Origin of the sequence: Streptomyces sp. CG4, from assembly GCF_041080655.1 — a bacterium.
GTDB lineage: Bacteria > Actinomycetota > Actinomycetes > Streptomycetales > Streptomycetaceae > Streptomyces.
Genome location: NZ_CP163525.1, coordinates 4,096,607 through 4,115,726, shown reverse-complemented (window position 1 = coordinate 4,115,726; position 19,120 = coordinate 4,096,607). Strand labels below are relative to the sequence as shown.

Below are 19,120 nucleotides of genomic sequence, written 5' to 3'. Positions count from 1 at the left end.
GCCTGCCGCCTCGATGGCGTCTTGTCGGCGTCGCCGGCTGTGGCCGGCCGCGCAGACGGAGGCGGCTGTCTCGGTGCCGATCCGCCGCGAACAGGGGAAGGGGAGCAGCGGTACCGTCGCCACGATGGCCAAGACCAAGTGGGCCAGGGCGTAGCCAGGGATCTTCCGCGACCGGCGGTCCGCCCTGCTCCCTCGCACCTGTTGGTGGTGCAGCGTGGCGGCCGCGGCCCTTCCGTCGCCGTGCCCTAAGCGATCCTCCTGAGGTTCTGCGACTCCGCTCGTTCCACCAGCTACCTGTTGACCGCCTGAATCTCCTGCACGGTGACTTCCTGAGTCGTGCCGAAGGTGCCGTCGGGCAGATCGCCGCCGACGCCGCCGGTACCGGACCAGGTGATGCGCCAGGTGACGGTGGCTTTCAGCGGGAACGTGCCGCTGCCGGAGGAGCGGAGGTACTTGATCCCGCAGGGTGGGGCCTGGTCGGCCTTTCCCTTGGCGTACGGCTCGCCGACGGAACCGTCGGAACTGGCCGCGCATTCACCCGAAGCCGGATACGTCTCGGCGTCATCGGTGCCGGGCTCAAGTTTGAGAGATACAGGATCGGCGGTCGTGGTGGCCTGGATGTTCAGGCCCGTGACGTTCAGCGCGGCGGTGACGGAGACCTTCTTGAACTTGGCCTTGTCCAGCCAGGCCCAGGTGGAGAGATTGACCTTGGTTGTGTCGGCCGGAGCGAGGGAGACCTTGGTGCCGGGCAACTGGATCCGATTGTAGGCGAGTTCGGCGAGGATCTCCGGGGAGATCGCCTTCTTGACGGGTGGGATATCGCCGTTCTTCACCCAGAAGGGGAGATCACTGCATTCCCAGGCGGCCTGGTCGTTGAGTCGTGTCGGGTCCTGCGCCGAGACCCACCAGTTACCCTTGTCCGCCTTGTCTAGATTGTAGTTCTTGTATTTCCCGTTCTTGTATATGTCCCGGTATTCGGAGACTGACTCCTTGGCGTAATTGGGTTGTTGCGGGTCGTCGGCCACCATCTTGTAGCCGTCTTCCACCTCCTTGGAGAACTGCTGTGCCGATACCGGTTCGTACCAGCAGGCGGGCGGAGACCAGTTACCGGCTGGGGTGGCCGCGGGAGACGACTGGTCACTGGGGTTCCTGGTGGAACCGGAAAAGGTGACGCGGGACGCAATCGTGTGCCCGTCCCGCTGTGCAGTCTGGGTCGTCTTGCCCTGAGTGCCGCCACCTGGGCTCAGGTCTGCCCAGGCGGGCGGTGTGATGACGCCGTAGGCAAGGGCGGTCATACCCGCCAGAACGGCCCATCTTCGCGAGGTGGTCATTGAGTGATCACTGGTCAGGGAGTGCATCCCTTGTTCCCCCTGTCGCTACGGAGAGCACTTGTCTGCCAGACGCCCTTGGTGTTTTTCTCCAGACGCGTGATGTAGAGGATGTATGACTTGTCGGTCACGGGATCCTTGTTGATTTTTCCGGTCTTTCGGCTCTTCCCGTACGCCTTGCCCTCGAAGGAGCAGTAGCTGAGAGTGGCGCTGTTCTTCGCGTAGATGCTGACGCGGGGGTTGAAGTAGCGAGTCGTCCCGGTGAGGGTGAGGCCCGCGTCCTTGACCTGTTTGACCCACTGGGAGGCTCCCGCGAGGGCATCCCCTGTGTAGTAGAAGCCGAGCGACGGCTCGTCGGGGTTCGCCTGCGAGAGGGCGTAGTTCGTGGCGTCGATGCGTCGTTCGGTGTCGGCGAGTACCGGATCGTTCTTGGGGTCACCGGTCTTCCAGCCCTCGAAGACGTCGTGGACATCGCCGGGAAGTGTGATCTTGGGGCGGCTTGCGCCGTCGTCCGTGGAAGGGCTCGGCGATGCTGGGGTCTTCGTGCCATCGGTGTCGGCGCCCGCGATCTTGCTGTTGTCCTTCGATGAGCTGCCACCGCTGCCGCACGCCGTCAGCAGGAGGGCTGCGGTCGCAGTCAAGGCGACGGCAACGGGCAGAGAACGGCGGTTCACGATCGACTCCCAACAGGAAGAGGTCTTATGTCGTTTGGCCAATGAGCCTGACGCTACAGGCGTGATTCTCGGTTTCACCAGAGCGGGCCGGCCGTAGGGCTCGTGGCTGGCAGCCTGCTGCGTACTTCACATAGGTGGCGTGGGTCGGCTCGGCCGGGCGCGTGTGCACGCAAGTGGCCCCCGGCTTCCGTGAGTGAATTGTGCAGGCCCGGTGGGTGGTAGGTGAGGAACGGGTCCTCGTCTTGCCGCTGAGGGCGAGGAGTCAGGACGCGCCTTGAGGGGCTTATGGGCGGCTGATACGGTGCGATGGCTTGACACTCGCCTGGGCGCTCGGTATCTGGACGCGATGAGTCGGCGAAGTGTCCCGGACGTCCTGAACGGACCGGTTGTGAGCGGAATATGACAGGCGAGACTTTCTTGGGTGTACGGGGAGCGGTTGCGTGAAGATCCAAGAGCGTACGGGGGCGGGCGCCGGTCGTTCTGCCGCTCCGGCCCAGGGGCCGGTCGGTGAGCGGCTGCCCACTCCGCCGCGGGAGCGCAAGCCCGCTCTGGCCGCCCTCGCGGTGCTGCTGATCCTGCTCGGTGCGCTGGGCGCGACCACGCTGGTGCTGCGGGCCGGGAACCGGATCGAGGTCGTCAAGGTGACGCAGCCGATCCAGGTCGGGCAGGCCGTCAACAGCAGCAACTCCACGTCTGTGATGGTCGCCGACGACAGCAGCGTCAACTACGTCCGGTGGGACCAGCTGGGCGCCCTGAAGGACTACAAGGCGCGGACCACGATCTACCCGGGCACCATCGTCGTGGGCCAGATGTTCACCAAGGGGAATGTGCTGCCGGCCGGCAAGGCCGTCGTAGGTGTGTCCCTCAAGGACGGCCAGTACCCGGCGGACATCCAGCCCGGGGACACGGTCGCCGTCTACAACGTCGGCAGCAGCAGTTCCAGCTCCGGCTCCAGTTCGAGTTCGAGCAAGACCGGCACCGGTGCCGGCGCGGGCTCCTCCTCCGGTTCCTCCGGCGACCCCATCGCCACTGCCAAGGTGGGGGACAAGAAGGACAGCGGCGACGCCACCGTCAGCAGCGGCAACCTGTCGCTGACCCTGATCGTCGACCAGGCCACCGCCGCCGCCGTGGCACGCGCCGCCTCCGAGGGCGCGGTCGCCGTCGTGCACGTCTCCGGCTCCGGCAACTAGAAGGCGGCCCCCACCCCATGGCGCTCATCGCTCTCGCCGCCGACAAGGGTTCCCCCGGTGTCACCACGGCGGCCGTCGCGCTCGCCGCGGTCTGGCCGCGCCGTGTCCTGCTCGCCGAGACCGACCCGGCGGGCGGTGACCTCGTGTACCGCAGCAACGCCGCGCACGGCGGGCCGCTCAACCCCAACACCGGCCTGCTGTCCATAGCCGCGACCGCTCGGCGCGGGCTGGTGCCCGATCAACTCTGGGACCACGTCCAGCCGTTGAGCGGCGGCCTTGAGGTGCTCGTGGGGCTCGGCATCGCCGAGCAGGCCGCCGGGCTCGCCAGCCTGTGGCCGACCCTCGGGCGTTCCTTCGCCGCCCTCGCCGACTCGCCCCAGGCGCCCGCCGACGTCATCGCCGACTGCGGACGCGTCAGCGGCGACACCCCGGCCGTCGAACTGTTCCCGCACGCCGCACTCGTACTGCTCCTCTCCCGTACCGAGCCCGAGGCGCTGGCCCGGGTCCGGGACCGGGCGACCCAGCTGTCCACGCGGCTGCACGGCGGACCGCGCGGTGCCGCCGCCCTGGCCACCCCGCTCATCGGCGTCGTTCTGATCGCCGACCCGGCCGGCTCCGGCAAGCTCGTCAACCAGGTCAACGACATGCTGGTGCACGCCCAGACCGGTGCGCGGGTCGTCGGTACCCTCGCGGACGACCCGGCCGGCGCCGACATGCTGGCCGGCCGTAAGCGCGGCCGCCTCGACAAGTCGCTGCTGGTCCGCTCGGCCCGCAAGGTCGCCGCCGATCTGAACCAGCAGTACGGCGCCGCCTGGGCCGTCTCCGCCCAGGCCCAGCAGGCCCACCAGGCTCAGCAGGCCCAGTACCGCCAGGCCCAGCAGGGCGCGCATCAGCAGCCTCAGCAGCCCCAGCAGGGCGGGCATCCTCAGGTTCAGCAGGGCGGTCAGCACCAGGCCCAGCAGGCGCGTCAGCAGCCCCAGCAGCCCCAGCAGGGCGGGCACCCCCCGGCTCAGCAAGGCGGCTACGGCTACCCCCAGGCTCAGCAGGCCCCCCAGGCCCCCCAGGCTCAGCAGGCCGGTCACCCCCAGGCCCAGCAGCCCCACCAAGGCGGGCCCCACCAGCCTCAGCAAGCCCAGCCTCAGCAAGCCCAGCCCCAGCAGCCGTACCAGCCTCACCAGCCCCACCAGGGCCACGCGGAGGCCGGCCGATGACCGCTGTCGACCACCAGCTGGTCAAGCGGTTCCGGCAGGACGCCGGTGACCGTATCGCCGAGCAGCGGCGGGTGGACCAGGTCAGTGGTGTCGCGCCGATGTCCACCGAGGACGAGCGGCAGTACGCCCGCGCGGTGATCGCGCAGATCCTGGAGGAGCACGCCCGCGCCGAGATCAACGCGGGCCGTACGCCGCTGGACGCCGAGACCGAGGAGCAGTACGCCGCCGCCGTGCACGCGGCGCTGTTCGGCGTGGGCCGGCTGCAGCCGCTACTGGACGACGCCGAGGTCGAGAACATCGACATCAACGGCTGCGACCAGGTCTTCGTCGGCTTCGCCGACGGGCGTGAGGTCAGGGGTGAGCCCGTCGCCGACTCCGACGAGGAGCTCATCGAGCTGATACAGGTGCTCGGCGCCTACTCCGGCCTGTCCTCGCGCCCCTTCGACTCCGCCAACCCGCAGCTGGACCTGCGGCTGCCCGACGGCTCCCGGCTCTCCGCCGTCATGGACGTCGCCCGGCGGCCCGCGCTGTCCATCCGGCGTGCCCGCATGGGCAAGGTGTTCATATCCGACCTGGTCGGCAACGGCACACTGACGCCGGAGGTCGCCCACTTCATGGCCTGCGCGGTCCGCGCCCGCAAGAACATCATGATCGCCGGTGCCACCAACGCCGGTAAGACCACCCTGCTGCGGGCGCTCGCCAACGAGATCCCGCCGCACGAGCGGCTCATCACCGTCGAGCGCGCCCTGGAGCTGGGCCTCGACACCTTCCCCGACCTGCACCCGAACGTCGTGGCGTTCGAGGAGCGGCTGCCCAACTCCGAGGGGCAGGGCTCCATCCCCATGGCGGAGCTGGTGCGCCGGTCGCTGCGTATGAACCCGTCCCGCGTCATCGTCGGTGAGGTGCTGGGCGACGAGATCGTCACCATGCTGAACGCGATGTCGCAGGGCAACGACGGCTCGCTGTCCACGATCCACGCCAACAGCTCCAGCGAGGTCTTCAACCGTATTTCGACGTACGCGCTGCAGGCGTCCGAGCGGCTGCCCATCGAGGCCAGCCAGATGCTGATCGCGGGCGCGGTCAATTTCGTCGTCTTCATCCAGCGGCGCAACAACTACCAGACCGGCGGCCGGCTCCAGCGCATGGTCACCTCCGTCCGCGAGGTCAACGGCGTCGACGGCCGCGTACTGTCCAGCGAGGTCTTCGCCGAGGCCCCGGACGGACGAGTCGTACCGCATGCGCCCATCGCCTGCCTGGAGGACCTGATGGCCCACGGCTACCGGCCGCACGGAAGCTGGGGGTGAGCATGGACTTCGGTGCACTCGGGGCCCTGTTCTCGACCACGGTCCTGTACTCCATCGGCAGCGGCGTCGCCGCCGGCGGCGGACTCGCGCTGCTGCTGATCGCGATCCGCGGCCTGCCCGCGAAGCCCGAGCACGAGAAGCAACGCGCCAACGAACGCGCCGCCGAGCTCCTCCGGTTCGCCGGACAGCGCGGCTCGCTCGCCGTCATCGTCGGCCTCGCCGTGCTGCTGCTGACCCGCTGGGCGGTGGCGGGCATCGCCGCGGGCGTCCTCGTCTTCTTCTGGGACCGGCTCTTCGGCGGTGCCGCCGAGGAACGCGCCGCCATGCGCCGCGTGGAGGCCCTCGCCTCCTGGACCGAGTCGCTGCGCGACACCATCGCCGGCGCCGTCGGCCTGGAGCAGGCCATCCCCGCGTCCGCGCGGGCGGCCGCCCCCGTCCTGCGGCCCCACCTCGACGCGCTCGTCGACCGGTTGCGCGCCCGCACCCCGCTGCCCGACGCGCTGCACATCCTCGCCGACGAGATCGACGACGCGTCCGCCGACATCATCGTCGCCGCGCTGATCCTCAACGCCCGGCTGCGCGGCCCCGGTCTGCGACAGGTGCTCGGCGCGCTCGCCAAGTCCGCGCGCGAGGAGGTCGACATGCGCCAGCGAGTGATGGCCCAACGCGCCTCCACGCGGCGCTCGGTACAGATCGTGGTCGCCGTGTCGGTCGCCTTCGTCCTCGGACTCGCCGTCTTCAACCGGGACTTCGTCGCGCCGTACGGCACTCCCGTCGGACAGCTCGTGCTCTCCGTCGTCTGCGCCCTGTTCGCGCTCGGCTTCTGGTGGCTGCGCAAGCTGTCCACCATCGAGACGCCCGAACGGTTCCTGGTCCGGGACGAGTCGGCGGTCCTGTTCGTGCGGCCGCGCACGCCGGCGGCCCAGGAAGAGGGGGTACGGGGATGAACCTCACGCTGCCGATCGTCGTCGGCGTCGTCTTCGGCCTGGGTGTCTACGCCCTGATCCGCGCCCTGACGCCGACGAGGCGCAGCGCGGTCGCCCAGGTCGCGCGGATCGACGCGCTGCGCGCACGCGGAACGGCGTACGGGTCCGCGCGCCAGGCGAAGGAAGCCCAGGGCCGGTTCGGCACACTGCGCGCCCGCATCGGGGCCCGCGTCTCGGAGCTCTACCTCCAGCAGGGCTGGGAACAGCGCTCGCTCCGCGCCGACCTGGCCGTCCTGGAGCGGAGTTGGGAGAATTTCCTCGCGACCAAGGTGCTGCTGGCGGTGGCCGGCCTGATCTTCGGGCCGTTCCTCTTCGCCGTGGTCTGGACGCTGGGCTTCGGCTCCAGCCCGGTCATCCCGGTGTGGCTGGCCCTGCTCTGCGCGGCCCTGTTCTTCTTCCTGCCCGATCTGGAGGTACGGCGGGACGCGGCCGACAAGCGCCGGGACCTGCGCCGGGTCATCGGGGCGTATCTGGACCTGGTGTCGATGAGCCTGGCCGGCGGACGCGGTCTGCCGGAGGCGCTGATGGCGGCGGCCGAGATCTCCGACGGCTGGGCCAACCAGCGCATCCGCAACGCACTGGCCGACGCCCGCATCACCGGGCACAGCCAGTGGCACGCCCTGGGGTTGCTCGGCGAGGAACTGGGCGTGGAGGAGCTGAAGGACCTCTCCGCCTCCCTGGCACTGGTCCAGGACGACGGTGCCAAGGTGCGCGAGTCGCTCGCCTCCCGCGCCGAGACCATGCGGCACCGCGAACTCGCCGAGATCGAGGGCAGTGCGGGCGAGAAGTCCCAGTCGATGCTCGTGGCACAGTTGCTGCTGTGCGCCGGCTTCCTGGTGTTCCTGATCTTCCCGGCGGCCATGCGGGTGTTCCAGGTGTGAGCCGTCCTCCCTGGGCGTTCCCTGGGCGCGCGCGAACCTACTGCCAACTGCTGTAACGAGAGAACAAAGGGGGACAACCCACAATGAACACACGGAACTTCAACACCGGGATTCCGGCGGTGGACTTCCTGGTCACCTTCCTGCGCGGCCGCGTCGAGCGTGCCCGCTCCGGTGAACTGGACCGTGGTGCCTCGGCGGTGGAGTGGGTCATCATCTCCGCGGTCGTCGTGGCGATCGTCGGCGTGGTGGCCGCCATCATCAACGGAGCCCTGAAGGGCGGCGCCACCAAGGTTGGTGACTGCATCAAGGGCGCGAGCGCGGACAAGACCTGCTGAGCGGTCGGAGGACCTGGCAGCCGTAGGACGAGTAGTCGCAGTACAGGCGTTGTAGAACAGAACGGGGATGACGGGGGTAGTGGTGAGTCTCGGCAGCTGGGTGCGCCGCCGGGCGGCGGCCGCACGTGGCCGGACCGCCGACTCCGGCATGACCGCGATCGAGTTCGTGTTGCTCACGCCGGTCCTCTTCTTCTTGATCTTCGCGACCGTCCAGTTCGCCCTGTACTTCTTCGCGGACCACGTGGCCCAGGCCGCGGCCCAGGCGGGGGCCCGCAAGGCGCGCGCCACGGCCGACGAGCAGCCCGGCGCCTGGCGCGGTGAGGCGCGGGACGTGGTCGACTCCTACATCCGCCAGCTCGGTCCGCAACTGGTGCTCTCCCCGGACGTGCAGACGATCCAGCCGGAGCAGCACACGGTCGGGGTGGAGATCTCGGCGCGGATACCGACCGTGTTCCCGGGCCTGGACCTCACCGTCCACGCACAGTCGGTGGGACCGGTGGAGCGGTTCGTGAAGGAGGGCGGGAACTGATGGTCTGCGGGCCGAGGGAACCGGTGCGCTCCTGGCGCGAACCGGTGCGGTCCTCGCGCGAACCGGTGCCGTTCTGCCGGGAGTCGGTGCAGTCCTGGGGGGAGCCGGTGCACGCCTGGCTGAGAAGGCGATCCGCCTCCTGCCGCGGGCCGGCCGCCGACCGTGGCCTGTCCACGGTCGAGGTCGTCATCCTCGCCCCCGTGATGATCCTCTTCATCCTGGTGCTGGTGGCCTTCGGGCAACTCGTCGACGGGCGCGGCGCGATCGACGGCGCGGCCCGGGACGCGGCACGGGCCGGCTCCATCCAGAAGGACCACGCGCTCGCGATGTCCGAGGCGCGCAAGGCCGCGGAGTCGGACCTGGCGGACGTCTGCTCCGGGCCGGTCTCGGTGGTCCAGACGAGCAGCGGTTTCAACCCGGACGTCGACCCGTTCTTCACGGTGGAGGTCAGCTGCCAGGTCCGGGGCCTCGCCATGCTGGGACTGGACGTGCCGACCCAGCTCTCCGCCCGCTTCTCCTCCCCGCTGGACCCGTACCGGAGGTCCGCGTGAGAGACGTCGTACGCACCTGGTGGGCCGCGCGCCGAAACCGCCTGGACGACACGGGCTCCGGCGCGGGCGCGGTCATCATCTTCGCCCTGGTCTTCCTCTCCCTGGCGGCCTTCGTCATCGACGGCGGCCTGTCCATCTCCAAGCGGGAACGCGCCGCCGACATCGCGGAACAGGCCGCCCGGTACGCCGCGCAGGACATCGACAAGGACGCCCTGTACGAGAACGCGGGCGGCGCGGCGCCGATCAAGTACCAGGACTGCGACGCCCGGGTGAAGGCGTTCGCCCGCGAGATGGGCCTGAACGCCACGGACGTCGGCGCGACGCACTGCGTCGCGGCCGACGCCGCGCATGTGCAGGTCGAGGTCCAGCTGACCTACCAGCCCGTGTTCACGGGCCTGTTCTACGGCGGCGACGTGGTCGTACACGGCCGCTCGGATGCGAAGAACGAGGTCGGCTGAGCCGGACTCACCGGTTGACCGACTGGATCTCCTGGACGTTCATGTCCTGAGTCGTCTCGAAGGTGCCGTCGGGAAGGCCGCCGCCGCTGCCGTCGGAGCCCTTCCAGGTGATCTGCCAGGTGATGCTGGCCTTCAGCTGGTACGGCGTGCCGTTCGTGGCGCGCAGGTACTTGATGCCGCACGGCGGGGTCTTGTCGCCGTCTCCCTTGACCCACGGCGTACCGATCGAACCGTCGTCGTTGATCGTGCAGTTGCCCGAGGCGGGGAGGGTCGAGGCGTCCTCCGTGCCGGGATCCAGATGGAGGGCGACCGGCTTGGCGGTCGTCTCGGCCCAGAGGTTGGTCCGGGGGAGTTCCGCACGGACCTTGATCTCCTGGAACTTGCCCTTGTCCAGCCAGATCCAAGTGGGCACGTTCACAGTGGACTTGGCGGTGGGCTTGAGCTCGATCTCGGTGTCGGGGACCTTGATCTGGTTGTAGGCGTACTCGGCGAGCATCTTCGGCGTGGGGGCGTGGGGGACCTTCGGTACCACGTCGGCGTCCTGCCAGAACATGATCTTTCCACACTGCCAGGAATCGGGGTCCTGGTCGTCGGGGGCGACGCTGCGCCAGAAGTAGCCGTTCTTGCCTATGTTGTAGTTCTTGTACCCCGGAGCCATCGACAAGGTGTCGTCGAAGTTCGCCTCGGGCTTGCCGTCCTGGTAGTGGTCGGTCCACAGCCCCTTGCCGAACCACGACTGATGGATTCCGACGTCGCCGGCGCCGTTCGTCCTGTCCACGAACGCCTTGAGCTCCTCGCCGGTGAAGACGGGCTCGTACCAGCAGGCGGGGGGCTTCCAATTGACGTCCACCGAGGAGAGGCTGCCCTGCTTGCCACCGGTGGGACCGCTCACTTGACGGACCTTGATGTGGGAGTAGGCGGCGGAGGCGTAGATGTTGTTGGCGTTGGCTCCGCCGGCGGGGCCGGAAGGCTTGTGCCCCGTCGTGTCACCTGTGGGGCCGTCGGCATATGCGGCGCCACCGCTGCACACCATGAGCGTGACAACAACCGTCGAGGTCAACCGCTGTGCGAGCAGCGAGGACTTCATGACTGGCACTCCTTCGCCTTGCCCACGACCTCGGCGACCTGGGCCTTCCAGGCGCCGGCGGAACCCGACGGCGGGAACATCAGCAGACTGAACTTCTCGTAGCTGCTCAGGCTTTCCTTGGTGTAGAGGATCTTGCCGGTCTTGATCTCCTTGCCGTAGAACTTCGCCTGGTTTCGGCAGAAGGAGACGAGGACGCGCTTGCCGCCGGTCATCGGGGTGACGTTCGCGGCGTAGTACTTGTCCGTCCCGGTGGCGGTCCACCCTCCCTTCACCCACGCCTGAATCTGCGACTTGGCGTACTGCGCCGCCTGGCCGCCCGAGTAGTACTGGTACGCGGGGTCGTTCGGGTCCTGCTTGACGATGCCGTGCTTCAGCGCCCGGATGTAGTTCTCCGCGTCGGCGAGCGCAGCCGCCTGCTGTGCGTTGGACGGCTTGGTGAAGTCGAAGACCAGGTTCAGGTCCTTCGGAACGCTGACGTCCGGACCGCTGCCACCAGTCGTGGCGGAAGCCGAAGGACTGCTCGACCCCTTGTCCGCCCCCTTGATGCCGTCTGTCTTTCCGCCCCCGCCGCAGGCGGTGAGCAGCAGGGCTGCGGTGGTGGTCATGGTGGTGAGGATCAGGGTGCGGCGGGCCACGGTTGAGTCTCCCCCGGAGGTCGGTGTGTGTCGCAATGAACGAAAGTATCAGGGGGGTATGACAGCCCCTTGGGGAACAGCGGGGGGTTGTGTGGAACTTGTGCAGAGTCGGCGGGTGGCCGGAGCGGAGGGTGCCCGAGCAGGCCGGGGACCGCGGTGTCGGTCTGGCCGCCCCTTCGACGCTGTCAGTCCGAGTCAATAAGATCTCTGTAGGCTCTCAGCACCCCGACCACATTTCCCGCCCATACGACCCAGGACACCCGCCATGGCGCGACGCAGCACATCAGGCTCGACGGGAAGCCCGACGGGCCCGAGGAATCGGACACCTCAGCCGGTGCGTGTGCGGCGGCGGACGTTCGGGGACTTCGTCATGGCGTTCCTCGCGTTCGTCGCCCTGCTCGCCCTCGTCGTCGGCGTACCCGGCGCGCTGGCCTACTTCGTGGGCTGGCCGCTGCCGCACGGGATGCCGTCGCAGCACTGGCTGACGCAGGAGATCACCGTGCAGACCTTCCTGCACGTCCTCACGGTCGTCGTCTGGTTCGCCTGGGCGCAGTTCACCGCCTGTGTGCTCGTGGAGGTCAAGGCCGCCCTCTCCGGTGTCGGCCTGCCCGGCCGCGTCCCGGGCGCCGGTCCCAGCCAGTTGCTCGCGCGGCAGCTCGTCACCGCGCTGCTCCTCGTCGGCGCCACCGCCGCAAGCCTCACGCCCGGCCTCTCCCAGCTCGGGCACAACTCCGCTCCGGAGGGCAACCACAAGGGCACGGTCGCCGCCGCTCAGCAGACCCCGGGGCTGCTCTCCCAGCAGCAGGCCAAGGCCACCGCGGCGGCCGTCGCCGAACAGGCGGACCACGTCGCGGCGCAGGCCCAGTCGGACGGCGGCAAGCACGGAGCCACCAAGTTCTACCGGATCCAGCCGCCCGAGGGCCGCCACCACGACTCCCTGTGGGAGATAGCCCAGCGCCACCTCGGCGACGGCCGCCGGTACAAGGAGATCTACGAACTCAACAAGGACCGTCTCCAGGTCGACGGTTCCCGCCTCACCGAGGCCAGCCTGATCCGTCCCGGCTGGGTCATGGAGATGCCCGGCGACGCCCACGGCGGCGAACTCGTCGAGATGCCCGATGCGCACATCTCCCACGCCGCGCAGAAGCAGATCCAGGAGTACGACAAGTCCGGCCACCACGCCCACGAACAGGGCCGGCACGCCCACGGACCGGAGCGGCACTCCCAGGGCGGCGGCCATGTGTCCCTGCCCGAGCAGCGCGGGCCGGCCGAGGGCACGGGTGCCGACGGCGCCGGACAGCAGACCCGGCAGCACGCCACCGCCTCGCAGGACCACTCCTTCGGCCTGTCCGAGGCCCTCGTCGGCGCCCCCCTGCTCGCCGCCGGTCTGCTCGCCGCCCTCGGCCACCGGCGCCGGCAGGCGCTGTGGCAGTCGGCGCTCGCCGCGGTCGGCGGCCGGCGCGGCATGCAGCCGCCCACCCCGACCGGCGACGCCCAGAACGCCCAGGACGCGCTGCTCGTCGGCGCCGACCCCGGGGCCGTACGGCTGCTGGACCGGTCGCTGCGCGGGCTCGCCGCCGCCCTCGCCGCCGAGTCCCGCCCGCTGCCCGTCGTCTACGCCGCCTGGCTCAGCCACGGCGATCTGCACCTCCAGCTCGCCCAGCCCGCCGGGAAGCCGCCGGCGCCCTGGCGGCCAGGACAGGACCAGACGTTCTGGGTGCTGTCCCGCACGGACGCCGAGCGCTACGACGACACCGACACCGCCGCTCCCTACCCCGGCCTGGTGAGCCTCGGCACCATGGACGACTCCCGGCTGCTGCTCAATCTGGAGGCGGTGCCCGGCATCGTCTCGCTCAGCGGCCGCGAATCCGACCGGGCCGCCGTGTTCGCCTCGGTCGCCGCCGAACTCGCCACCAGCGGCTGGTCGGACCGCATGACCATCACCCTCGTCGGCTTCGGCGAGGACCTCACCCCGCTCGCGCCCAACCGGCTGCGCCACCTCGACGGCATCGAGGCGCTGATCGAGACCATGGAGGCCGAGACCCGGCAGCGGCGCGGCGCACTCGGTGCCGCCGGCCACGACTCCGTCCTCACCGGACGCACCGGCCCCGCCCAGCACACCCGTTGGGCCCCCCACCTGGTACTGCTGGCCGCCCAGCCCTCCGCCGAGGACGCGGTCAAGCTCGCCGAACTCGCCGCCGACGCCAGCCGCCTCGGCATCGGCTACCTCGTCGGCACCGAGACCGACGACCTGCCCGGCGCCGCCTGGGAGATGCAGATCACCCACGAGGGCAAGCTGCTCGCTCCGCTGCTCGGCCTGGAGCTGAACGCCCAGCTGCTGCCGGCCGCGCAGCAGCGCGCGGTGGTGGAGCTGTTCGCCCAGGTCGACCCGGAGCGCGACCCGGACGGCCCGACCACCACCCCGCCCTTCCTCGTCGACATCTCCGAACAGGGTCGGCCCGCGGTGTACGCGCGCCTCGTCGGGCCGTACGAGATCATCGGCCTCGACACCCCGGAGGACGAGCGCAGCGCTCTGCTCCAGGAGGCGCTCGCGCTGCTGCTCCTGCACCGGGAGGGCGTCCACCCGCGCGTGCTCGCCGCCGCGCTGTGGCCCCGCGGCGTGACCGAGGACGTCCGCGACGCCCTCGTCGAGCGGCTGCGCGTCTGGCTGGGCACCGACCCCGACGGCGCCGCCCGCCTGCAGACCGACGCGACCGGTCGGCTCATCCTCACCCAGTCCGTCGTCTCCGACCTGGACGTGCTGCGCTCCCTCTACCACGAGGCCACCCAGGGCAAGGGCGTCGACAACCGCGCGGTCCGCGGCCGTCTGCTCACCGACGCGCTGGGGCTCGTGCGCGGCCCGCTCCTCGAAGACCGCCCCAAGAGCCGGTACGGCTGGCTCGGCCACGAGATCATCGACGCCCAGCTCCCGCTGCTGGTGGCGGACATCGGTCTCGCGCTCTCGGCGTTCCACTTGGAGAAGGACCGCGCGGAGAAGGCCATCGAGGCACTGGAAGCGGCCCTGAAGACGGCGCCCGCGGACGAGCGCCTGTGGAACGAGTCGCTGCGCGCCACCCACGTCACCGGCGACCCGGACCGGCTGCGCGCCCGCGCCGCCGACCTCCTGTCCCGCAGCGGTGCCCGCGGTCTGCCGCCGCGCACCGAGGCGCTTCTCGACGAACTCCTGCCGACCTGGCGCGAGGGCGTCGCCGCGGCCGGATGAGCCACGCGCTGTTGTGGGCCCTCGCCGCGCTGTGGGGCGCGGCGGCGGGAGCGACGCTCCCCAGGGCCGCCTACCGCTTCACCGTCCCGGCGGGGGAGCACTGGCGGGACCGGTGCGCACGGGGACATGCGCTGCGCGGCTGGCTCGGACCGGCCCGCTGCGCGGAGTGCGGACGAGCCGACACACACCTCCCCGAGCGGCCGAACGCAGCCGAGGCGTCCCACGCCGCAGGGGCGTCCCGCGCCGCAGGGGCGTTGCCCGCGGCCGAGGTGGCCTCCGCGTCCGAGGCGTCGCCCGCCGCCGAGGCGTCGGCCGAGCCGCCGCACGTGGCCCCTGCGCCGCCCACCGTCACCCCACGGACGACTCCCTCCGCCCCGTCCACCTCCACCCCACGGACGACTCCCGCCTTGCCCACCCCCACCCCACCGCAGCCTCCCTCCGCCCCGCTCCTCTCCCTCGCCACCGCCCTGGCCTGCGCCGCCCTGGCCGTCACGACCGGCGCGCGGCCGGAGTTGGCGGTCTGGCTGCTGCTCGTGCCCGCCGGGGTGCTGCTGGCCGTGATCGACTTCCGGGTGCAGCGGCTGCCCGACCCGCTGACCCTGCCGCTCGCCGCGGCCGCCCTCGCCCTGCTGGGCCTCGCCGCGCTGCTGCCCGGGCACGCGGGCCACTGGCTCACCGCGCTCTACGGTGCCCTCGCCCTGGGCGCCGGCTATTTCGTGCTGTTCCTCATCAACCCCGCCGGCATGGGCTTCGGCGATGTGAAGCTGGCCGTCGGCATGGGTGCCGTACTCGGCTGGTACGGCTGGGCCACGGTCCTCCTCGGCACCTTCGCCGGCTTTCTGCTCGGCGCGCTGTACGGCGGTGCGCTCGTCGTCGTACGGCGGGCCGGGCGCAAGACGGCGATCGCGTTCGGGCCGTTCCTGATCGCGGGAGCGTTCCTGGGGCTGCTGGCGGGGGCGTACGCGACGTAGCGCGCCGGACGGACTGGGCGGCCACCGGATCGTCCTCGGCCGCACCGAGCCGGATCCACGGCGCCAAAGGGCCTGGCGTAGGCTGGTTCGGTCCGTCCACAACCCTTGACGAAAGGGACCCTCTGGTGACCGAGAAGACCGACCTCCAGTCTGTCCTCGACCGTGCCGCAGCCGGTGGGCGGATCACCCCGGAAGAGGCGCTCGACCTCTACCGCGACGCCCCGCTGCACGCGCTGGGCGCCGCCGCCGACGCCGTACGCCGCCGCAAGTACGCCGGTGTCGAGCACATCGCGACGTACATCATCGAGCGCAACATCAACTACACGAACGTGTGCGTCACGGCGTGCAAGTTCTGCGCCTTCTACGCGGCCCCCAAGGACAAGGACAAGGGCTGGACCCGCGACCTCGACGACATCCTGCGCCGCTGCGCGGAGACCGTCGAGCTGGGCGGCACCCAGATCATGTTCCAGGGCGGCCACCACCCGGACTTCGGTGTCGAGTACTACGAGAAGCACTTCAAGGCCATCAAGGACGCCTTCCCCCAGCTGGTGATCCACTCGCTGGGCGCCTCCGAGGTCGAGCACATGGCCCGGATCTCCGGTGTGTCGGTCGAGGAGGCCATCACCCGGATCCACGAGGCCGGCCTGGACTCCTTCGCGGGCGCCGGCGCGGAACTCCTTCCCGAGCGCCCCCGCAAGGCCATCGCGCCCCTGAAGGAGTCCGGCGAGCGCTGGCTGGAGATCATGGAGACCGCGCACAGGCTGGGCGTGGAGTCCACCTCCACCATGCTCATGGGCACCGGCGAGACCAACGCCGAGCGCATCGAGCACCTGCGCATGATCCGGGACGTCCAGGACCGCACGGGCGGCTTCCGCGCCTTCATCCCGTACACCTACCAGCCCGAGAACAACCACCTGAAGGGCCGCACCCAGGCCACGCTCTTCGAGTACCTGCGGATGATCGCCATCGCGCGGCTGTTCATGGACAACATCCAGCACATCCAGGGCTCCTGGCTGACCACCGGCAAGGAGGTCGGCCAGCTGTCCCTGCACTACGGCGCGGACGACCTCGGCTCGATCATGCTGGAGGAGAACGTGGTCTCCTCGGCCGGCGCCAAGCACCGCTCCAACCGCCTGGAGATCATCGACCTGATCCGCAAGGCGGGCCGGGTCCCGGCGCAGCGTGCCACGACGTACGAGCACCTGGTCGTGCACGACGACCCGGCGAACGACCCCGTCGACGACCGCGTGGTCTCCCACATCTCCTCCACGGCCATCGAGGGCGGCACGGCACACCCGGAGCTGAAGCTGCTGGCGTCCAACTAGGCGCGCTGTGCTGACACTTCACGTCGCCGAGCGGTCTCCCGAGACGGCGGTCCTGGTCGACGGGGCGTCCGTGGCCGCCGTCGGCCCGTACGAAGAACTGGCCGCCGCCGAGCCCCGGGCCAGGGTGCGGCGTTGGCCCGGCATCCTCACCCCGGGGCTGCTGAACCCGTACGGTCCGGAGCTGCTGGAGGCCACCTACCACCCCGACCCCCGCGAGGCCGACGTCCTCGGCACCGAGCCCATCGGCGGGGAGCGGGCGCGGGAGATCTTCCGCGGTGATCCCGCACGCCTCGGCGCGAGCGCGCGACGCGGGGTGCAGCGGATGCTGGCCCACGGCACGGTGGCGGTGGCCGGGGAACTGCGGTCGCGGGCCGTGGTCGACGCGGTGCGCAGGGCCGGGCTCGTGGTGGGGCAGCGGCCCGAACGCCTTCCGGGCCCGGCGGCGCTGTCCCCGACCCCGCTGGTCCTGCTGCCGCGGCTCGTCCCGGGCGGGCCCGCCCGCTTCGCCGTGTTCGACGTCGCGGACCGCGCCGAACTGGTCCGCCGCGGCGCCGGCACCTGCGTGGCGACCGTGATCGGCGGACGGTTGGTGTACCGGGGCCGCTGAGCCGCGCGCGGTCCTCTGAACCCGGGCTGCAACAATGAGCAGGTGACCCGCGCTTCCCTGAACAAGCAGCCGCACGAAGTCGCCTCGATGTTCGACGACGTGGCGGAACGGTACGACCTGACGAACGACGTGCTGTCGCTCGGCCAGGACCGGCGCTGGCGCAAGGAGGGGGCGCAGGCGGTCGACGCGCGCCCCGCGCAGAAGATCCTCGACCTGGCCGCCGGTACGGCGACCTCCTCGCTGCCCTTCGCACGGACGGGCGCGTACGTCGTCCCCTGCGACTTCTCGCTCGGGATGCTCCAGGTCGGCAAGCGGAAGCACACCTGGCTGCCGTTCACGGCCGGCGACGCGACGAAGCTGCCGTTCAAGGACGACACCTTCGACGCCGTGACGATCTCCTTCGGGCTGCGCAACGTCCAGGACACGGACACGGCCCTGCGCGAGATGTACCGGGTGACCCGGCCCGGCGGTCGCGTGGTGATCTGCGAGTTCTCGCATCCGACCTGGGCGCCGTTCCGCACCGTCTATACCGAGTACCTGATGCGGGCGCTGCCCCCGGTCGCGCGCGCGGTCTCCTCGAACCCGGACGCCTACGTCTACCTCGCCGAGTCCATCCGCGCCTGGCCCAACCAGCCCGCCCTCGCCGAACGGCTGCGCAAGGCGGGCTGGTCGAAGGTGGCGTACCGCAACCTCACCGGCGGCGTGGTCGCACTGCACCGGGGCTTCAAGGAGAGCTGAGCCCCGCGGCTCCGAGGAAGGCCGAATCCCGCGGCTGCACAGGAGAGCCGAGTCCCTGCGGCGCCGGCCGGCGGCTCAGCGGTCGATCATCTCGAAGGCGTCGCCGGGCTCGCCGAGTTCGCGTTGCATGCCGCCGGTGGGCGGCCGCGGGATGCGTGGCTCGCGCACGCCCCCGCCGCCCTCTCCGTCACCGAAGTCGAACCACACGTACACCATCGACTCCCGCGGCACCTCGGCGCCGGGCTGCGGGTACTGGCGTACGACGTAGTCGACGACCGTGAGGTGGAAGTCCGGGCGGTCGGGCGCGTTGAGGAACAGGCCCTGCGCCCGGGCCGTTTCACGCGCGTCCACGGCCATCAGTCCGACCAGTCGCGGCACGCGCACTTCGGGTGTTTTGGGTGTTATGCGCACAGATGTCACCCCCAGCGGTACTGGAAGAGTAACTCTCGCGTGCCTCGGCCGGAAGAGATCGGTGTCTTTCTGTAACAGATGACTACTGTGCGTGATTGAGGCTGAGTCGGAAGCAGAGGGCCCGCTCGTCCAGCAGGGGGTGCGGATAGGTCTCCGCGGGCTCCATGCCGAGCCGCCGGGTCACCGCGATCGACCGCTCGTTGCCCGGGCGGACCACCGCCACCACCTGCGGCACCCCGGCCGCCCGCACCCGCCGGACCGTCTCGCGCGCGGCCGCGGTGACATACCCCTTGCCCCAGTGCGCGCGGCCGAGCCGCCAGCCGATCTCCGTCTCGCCGACCGGACCCCAGTCGGGCCGCCAGGGCTGCGCCCCGGTGAAGCCGATCACCTCGCCGGACTCGTCCAGCATGGTCCACAGGCAGAAGCCCAGTTCCGCGTCGTGCCGTCGCTGCCGCGCGGTGAGTTCCTCGTAGACCGACAGCGCGGCCGGCCTGCCGCCGTAGAACTCCATGACCTCGGGGTCGGCGAAGACCCGGTGCCAGGCGATCGCGTCCTCGTGAGTGGGGACGCGCAGCCGTACCACGGGGAGAGGTCGGTTCACAGGGCAGCCCTTCAGCCGGGTGATCAATTCTGCTGAATAGACTGCCCATGTCCAGTGCCGGTCGGCACGCAGATT

Annotated in this window: 19 protein-coding genes and 1 pseudogene; 14 read left to right on the top strand and 6 right to left on the bottom strand. The window is 70.5% G+C overall.

Features of this window, described 5'->3' with window-relative positions:
* Positions 1-290 precede the first annotated feature (290 nt).
* Positions 291-1,358 (bottom strand): hypothetical protein, encoded by a 1,068-nt coding sequence (locus AB5L52_RS18675; RefSeq protein ID WP_369365096.1) that lies wholly within the window; start codon positions 1,356-1,358, stop codon positions 291-293.
* Positions 1,346-2,002: a hypothetical protein gene (locus AB5L52_RS18670; RefSeq protein ID WP_369365095.1), complete on the bottom strand. Its 657-nt coding sequence runs from the start codon at positions 2,000-2,002 to the stop codon at positions 1,346-1,348. Before AB5L52_RS18670 ends, AB5L52_RS18675 begins: the two co-directional genes overlap by 13 nt.
* A 440-nt stretch (positions 2,003-2,442) precedes the next feature.
* Here AB5L52_RS18670 and AB5L52_RS18665 point away from each other — a divergent pair, with 440 nt between their 5' ends.
* The 9 genes and pseudogenes from AB5L52_RS18665 (at position 2,443) to AB5L52_RS18625 (ending at position 9,447) form a co-directional block, all read left to right on the top strand.
* Positions 2,443-3,192, top strand: coding sequence for a hypothetical protein (locus tag AB5L52_RS18665; protein WP_369365094.1), 750 nt, complete (start codon positions 2,443-2,445; stop codon positions 3,190-3,192).
* Positions 3,193-3,209: 17 nt separating this feature from the next.
* Positions 3,210-4,040, top strand: a pseudogene (locus AB5L52_RS18660) (hypothetical protein); the annotation flags it as partial.
* Positions 4,041-4,399: 359 nt separating this feature from the next.
* A complete protein-coding gene (locus AB5L52_RS18655) occupies positions 4,400-5,707 on the top strand; it encodes an ATPase, T2SS/T4P/T4SS family (RefSeq protein ID WP_351026853.1) in 1,308 nt (435 codons plus the stop codon).
* 2 nt (positions 5,708-5,709) lie between these two features.
* Positions 5,710-6,654: a type II secretion system F family protein gene (locus AB5L52_RS18650; RefSeq protein WP_351026851.1), complete on the top strand. Its 945-nt coding sequence runs from the start codon at positions 5,710-5,712 to the stop codon at positions 6,652-6,654.
* Entirely contained in the window at positions 6,651-7,574 is a 924-nt protein-coding gene (locus tag AB5L52_RS18645) for a type II secretion system F family protein (protein ID WP_351026850.1), read from the top strand. Before AB5L52_RS18650 ends, AB5L52_RS18645 begins: the two co-directional genes overlap by 4 nt.
* A gap of 83 nt (positions 7,575-7,657) precedes the next feature.
* Positions 7,658-7,909 carry a hypothetical protein gene (locus AB5L52_RS18640; protein WP_351026849.1) on the top strand — a complete coding sequence of 84 codons (252 nt, stop codon included), beginning with the start codon at positions 7,658-7,660 and terminating at the stop codon, positions 7,907-7,909.
* Positions 7,910-7,976: 67 nt separating this feature from the next.
* Complete coding sequence (locus AB5L52_RS18635; RefSeq protein ID WP_351026847.1) at positions 7,977-8,438, top strand: TadE family protein; 462 nt, start codon at positions 7,977-7,979, stop codon at positions 8,436-8,438.
* A gap of 119 nt (positions 8,439-8,557) precedes the next feature.
* The gene (locus AB5L52_RS18630) at positions 8,558-8,989 is read left to right on the top strand and encodes a TadE/TadG family type IV pilus assembly protein (RefSeq protein WP_369368925.1); all 432 of its coding nucleotides are present in this window, start codon (positions 8,558-8,560) and stop codon (positions 8,987-8,989) included.
* On the top strand, positions 8,986-9,447 hold the full coding sequence (locus AB5L52_RS18625; protein WP_369365093.1) for a TadE/TadG family type IV pilus assembly protein: 462 nt from the start codon (positions 8,986-8,988) through the stop codon (positions 9,445-9,447). Before AB5L52_RS18630 ends, AB5L52_RS18625 begins: the two co-directional genes overlap by 4 nt.
* A gap of 7 nt (positions 9,448-9,454) precedes the next feature.
* Here the strand turns inward: AB5L52_RS18625 and AB5L52_RS18620 are convergent, their stop codons facing one another.
* Both AB5L52_RS18620 and AB5L52_RS18615 read right to left on the bottom strand, forming a co-directional pair.
* A complete protein-coding gene (locus AB5L52_RS18620) occupies positions 9,455-10,534 on the bottom strand; it encodes a hypothetical protein (RefSeq protein ID WP_351575909.1) in 1,080 nt (359 codons plus the stop codon).
* Entirely contained in the window at positions 10,531-11,169 is a 639-nt protein-coding gene (locus tag AB5L52_RS18615) for a hypothetical protein (protein ID WP_369365091.1), read from the bottom strand. The genes AB5L52_RS18620 and AB5L52_RS18615 overlap by 4 nt, the downstream gene beginning before the upstream one ends.
* Before the next feature lie 265 nt (positions 11,170-11,434).
* Here AB5L52_RS18615 and AB5L52_RS18610 point away from each other — a divergent pair, with 265 nt between their 5' ends.
* The 5 genes from AB5L52_RS18610 (at position 11,435) to AB5L52_RS18590 (ending at position 18,033) form a co-directional block, all read left to right on the top strand.
* The gene (locus AB5L52_RS18610) at positions 11,435-14,392 is read left to right on the top strand and encodes a BTAD domain-containing putative transcriptional regulator (protein ID WP_369365089.1); all 2,958 of its coding nucleotides are present in this window, start codon (positions 11,435-11,437) and stop codon (positions 14,390-14,392) included.
* Entirely contained in the window at positions 14,389-15,363 is a 975-nt protein-coding gene (locus AB5L52_RS18605) for an A24 family peptidase (protein ID WP_369365088.1), read from the top strand. Before AB5L52_RS18610 ends, AB5L52_RS18605 begins: the two co-directional genes overlap by 4 nt.
* Positions 15,364-15,488: 125 nt before the next feature.
* Positions 15,489-16,688, top strand: a complete 1,200-nt coding sequence (mqnC, locus tag AB5L52_RS18600; RefSeq protein ID WP_351026839.1) for a cyclic dehypoxanthinyl futalosine synthase — start codon at positions 15,489-15,491, stop codon at positions 16,686-16,688.
* A 7-nt stretch (positions 16,689-16,695) separates the two neighbouring features.
* Entirely contained in the window at positions 16,696-17,295 is a 600-nt protein-coding gene (locus AB5L52_RS18595; RefSeq protein ID WP_351026837.1) for a hypothetical protein, read from the top strand.
* A 42-nt stretch (positions 17,296-17,337) separates the two neighbouring features.
* Positions 17,338-18,033: a demethylmenaquinone methyltransferase gene (locus AB5L52_RS18590; RefSeq protein WP_369365085.1), complete on the top strand. Its 696-nt coding sequence runs from the start codon at positions 17,338-17,340 to the stop codon at positions 18,031-18,033.
* Between the two features lie 75 nt (positions 18,034-18,108).
* On the opposite strand, the gene AB5L52_RS18585 is transcribed toward AB5L52_RS18590, so the two are convergent.
* Both AB5L52_RS18585 and AB5L52_RS18580 read right to left on the bottom strand, forming a co-directional pair.
* Positions 18,109-18,417: a PASTA domain-containing protein gene (locus tag AB5L52_RS18585; RefSeq protein WP_351575898.1), complete on the bottom strand. Its 309-nt coding sequence runs from the start codon at positions 18,415-18,417 to the stop codon at positions 18,109-18,111.
* 109 nt (positions 18,418-18,526) lie between these two features.
* The gene (locus AB5L52_RS18580) at positions 18,527-19,045 is read right to left on the bottom strand and encodes a GNAT family N-acetyltransferase (protein WP_369365083.1); all 519 of its coding nucleotides are present in this window, start codon (positions 19,043-19,045) and stop codon (positions 18,527-18,529) included.
* Positions 19,046-19,120: the final 75 nt, after the last annotated feature.

Excerpts from the sequence above, each read along its gene's own strand:
- AB5L52_RS18675 (WP_369365096.1), bottom strand. The coding sequence starts at position 1,358 with ATGCACTCCCTGACCAGTGATCACTCAATGACCACCTCGCGAAGATGG.
- AB5L52_RS18655 (WP_351026853.1), top strand. The coding sequence starts at position 4,400 with ATGACCGCTGTCGACCACCAGCTGGTCAAGCGGTTCCGGCAGGACGCC.
- AB5L52_RS18650 (WP_351026851.1), top strand. The coding sequence starts at position 5,710 with ATGGACTTCGGTGCACTCGGGGCCCTGTTCTCGACCACGGTCCTGTAC.
- AB5L52_RS18645 (WP_351026850.1), top strand. The coding sequence starts at position 6,651 with ATGAACCTCACGCTGCCGATCGTCGTCGGCGTCGTCTTCGGCCTGGGT.
- AB5L52_RS18640 (WP_351026849.1), top strand. The coding sequence starts at position 7,658 with ATGAACACACGGAACTTCAACACCGGGATTCCGGCGGTGGACTTCCTG.
- AB5L52_RS18635 (WP_351026847.1), top strand. The coding sequence starts at position 7,977 with ATGACGGGGGTAGTGGTGAGTCTCGGCAGCTGGGTGCGCCGCCGGGCG.
- AB5L52_RS18620 (WP_351575909.1), bottom strand. The coding sequence starts at position 10,534 with ATGAAGTCCTCGCTGCTCGCACAGCGGTTGACCTCGACGGTTGTTGTC.
- AB5L52_RS18610 (WP_369365089.1), top strand. The coding sequence starts at position 11,435 with ATGGCGCGACGCAGCACATCAGGCTCGACGGGAAGCCCGACGGGCCCG.
- AB5L52_RS18605 (WP_369365088.1), top strand. The coding sequence starts at position 14,389 with ATGAGCCACGCGCTGTTGTGGGCCCTCGCCGCGCTGTGGGGCGCGGCG.